Here is a 3,207-nt window from a genome sequence, read left to right on the forward strand (position 1 = left end):
AACACAGTGGACGCGAGCAACTGAGGACAAGCCCTCGGCCTATTAGTACCAGTCAGCTCCACCCGTTACCGGGCTTCCACATCTGGCCTATCAACCCAGTCGTCTACTGGGAGCCTTAACCACTCAAGGTGGTGGGAATACTCATCTTGAAGCAGGCTTCCCGCTTAGATGCTTTCAGCGGTTATCCTTTCCGAACGTAGCCAACCAGCCATGCCCTTGGCAGGACAACTGGCACACCAGAGGTTCGTCCGTCCCGGTCCTCTCGTACTAGGGACAGCCCTTCTCAATATTCCTACGCGCACAGCGGATAGGGACCGAACTGTCTCACGACGTTCTAAACCCAGCTCGCGTACCGCTTTAATGGGCGAACAGCCCAACCCTTGGGACCGACTCCAGCCCCAGGATGCGACGAGCCGACATCGAGGTGCCAAACCATCCCGTCGATATGGACTCTTGGGGAAGATCAGCCTGTTATCCCCGGGGTACCTTTTATCCGTTGAGCGACAGCGCTTCCACAAGCCACTGCCGGATCACTAGTCCCGACTTTCGTCCCTGCTCGACCCGTCGGTCTCACAGTCAAGCTCCCTTGTGCACTTACACTCAACACCTGATTGCCAACCAGGCTGAGGGAACCTTTGGGCGCCTCCGTTACTCTTTAGGAGGCAACCGCCCCAGTTAAACTACCCATCAGACACTGTCCCTGATCCGGATCACGGACCCAGGTTAGACATCCAGCACGACCAGAGTGGTATTTCAACGACGACTCCACAACCACTGGCGTGGCCGCTTCAAAGTCTCCCACCTATCCTACACAAGCCGAACCGAACACCAATATCAAACTATAGTAAAGGTCCCGGGGTCTTTCCGTCCTGCTGCGCGAAACGAGCATCTTTACTCGTAGTGCAATTTCACCGGGCCTATGGTTGAGACAGTCGAGAAGTCGTTACGCCATTCGTGCAGGTCGGAACTTACCCGACAAGGAATTTCGCTACCTTAGGATGGTTATAGTTACCACCGCCGTTTACTGGCGCTTAAGTTCTCAGCTTCGCACACCCGAAAGTGCACTAACCGGTCCCCTTAACGTTCCAGCACCGGGCAGGCGTCAGTCCGTATACATCGCCTTACGGCTTCGCACGGACCTGTGTTTTTAGTAAACAGTCGCTTCTCGCTGGTCTCTGCGGCCACCCCCAGCTCACCGAGTAAATCGGATCACCAGTGATGGCCCCCCTTCTCCCGAAGTTACGGGGGCATTTTGCCGAGTTCCTTAACCATAGTTCACCCGAACGCCTCGGTATTCTCTACCTGACTACCTGAGTCGGTTTAGGGTACGGGCCGCCATGAAACTCGCTAGAGGCTTTTCTCGACAGCATAGGATCATCCACTTCACCACAATCGGCTCGGCATCAGGTCTCAGCCTTAACGTGTGACGGATTTGCCTACCACACGGCCTACACCCTTACCCCGGGACAACCACCGCCCGGGCTGGACTACCTTCCTGCGTCACCCCATCGCTTACCTAGTACAAGTCTGGTTCGTCGGCTCCACCACTACCCTCAACTCCGAAGAGATCGGGCCGGCTTCACGGACTTAGCATCGCCTGATTCAGTATTGGGCGTTTCAAAGCGGGTACCGGAATATCAACCGGTTGTCCATCGACTACGCCTGTCGGCCTCGCCTTAGGTCCCGACTTACCCTGGGCAGATCAGCTTGACCCAGGAACCCTTAGTCAATCGGCGCACACGTTTCTCACGTGTGTATCGCTACTCATGCCTGCATTCTCACTCGTGAACCGTCCACAACTCGCTTCCGCGGCTGCTTCACCCGGCACACGACGCTCCCCTACCCATCCACACAGGCGTTGGCCCTATATGTGTGAATGACACGACTTCGGCGGTACGCTTGAGCCCCGCTACATTGTCGGCGCGGAATCACTTGACCAGTGAGCTATTACGCACTCTTTCAAGGGTGGCTGCTTCTAAGCCAACCTCCTGGTTGTCTCTGCGACTCCACATCCTTTCCCACTTAGCGTACGCTTAGGGGCCTTAGTCGATGCTCTGGGCTGTTTCCCTCTCGACCATGGAGCTTATCCCCCACAGTCTCACTGCCGTGCTCTCACTTACCGGCATTCGGAGTTTGGCTAAGGTCAGTAACCCGGTAGGGCCCATCGCCTATCCAGTGCTCTACCTCCGGCAAGAAACACACGACGCTGCACCTAAATGCATTTCGGGGAGAACCAGCTATCACGGAGTTTGATTGGCCTTTCACCCCTAACCACAGGTCATCCCCCAGGTTTTCAACCCTGGTGGGTTCGGTCCTCCACGAAGTCTTACCTCCGCTTCAACCTGCCCATGGCTAGATCACTCCGCTTCGGGTCTAGAGCGTGCAACTCAATCGCCCTGTTCGGACTCGCTTTCGCTACGGCTTCCCCACACGGGTTAACCTCGCTACACACCGCTAACTCGCAGGCTCATTCTTCAAAAGGCACGCAGTCACGACTGACAGCACAAGTGCTGCCAGCGACGCTCCCACGGCTTGTAGGCACACGGTTTCAGGTACTATTTCACTCCGCTCCCGCGGTACTTTTCACCATTCCCTCACGGTACTATCCGCTATCGGTCACCAGGGAATATTTAGGCTTAGCGGGTGGTCCCGCCAGATTCACACGGGATTTCTCGGGCCCCGTGCTACTTGGGTGGTTCTCAAGCAAGCCGTTGATGTTTCAGCTACGGGGGTCTTACCCTCTACGCCGGACCTTTCGCATGTCCTTCGCCTACACCAACGGTTTCTGACTTGCCGACCAATCGGCAGATTGATCAAGAGAACTCCCACAACCCCGCATGCGCAACCCCTGCCGGGTATCACACGCATACGGTTTGGCCTCATCCAGTTTCGCTCGCCACTACTCCCGGAATCACGGTTGTTTTCTCTTCCTGCGGGTACTGAGATGTTTCACTTCCCCGCGTTCCCTCCACACTGCCTATGTGTTCAGCAGCGGGTGACAGCCCATGACGACTGCCGGGTTTCCCCATTCGGAAACCCCCGGATCAAAGCTTGGTTGACAGCTCCCCGGGGACTATCGTGGCCTCCCACGTCCTTCATCGGTTCCTGGTGCCAAGGCATCCACCGTGCGCCCTTAAAAACTTGGCCACAGATGCTCGCGTCCACTGTGCAGTTCTCAAACAACGACCAGCCACCCATCACCCCACG

At 56.4% G+C, this 3,207-nt stretch carries 1 rRNA gene; it reads right to left on the bottom strand.

Going from position 1 to position 3,207, the window contains the following annotated elements:
• Nucleotides 1-22: 22 nt before the first annotated feature.
• Nucleotides 23-3,147 (bottom strand): 23S ribosomal RNA (locus ACFC51_RS35695).
• Between the last annotated feature and the right edge of the window lie 60 nt (nt 3,148-3,207).

This window comes from Streptomyces sp. NPDC055962 (genome assembly GCF_042270185.1).
In the GTDB taxonomy this organism is placed as follows: Bacteria; Actinomycetota; Actinomycetes; order Streptomycetales; family Streptomycetaceae; genus Streptomyces.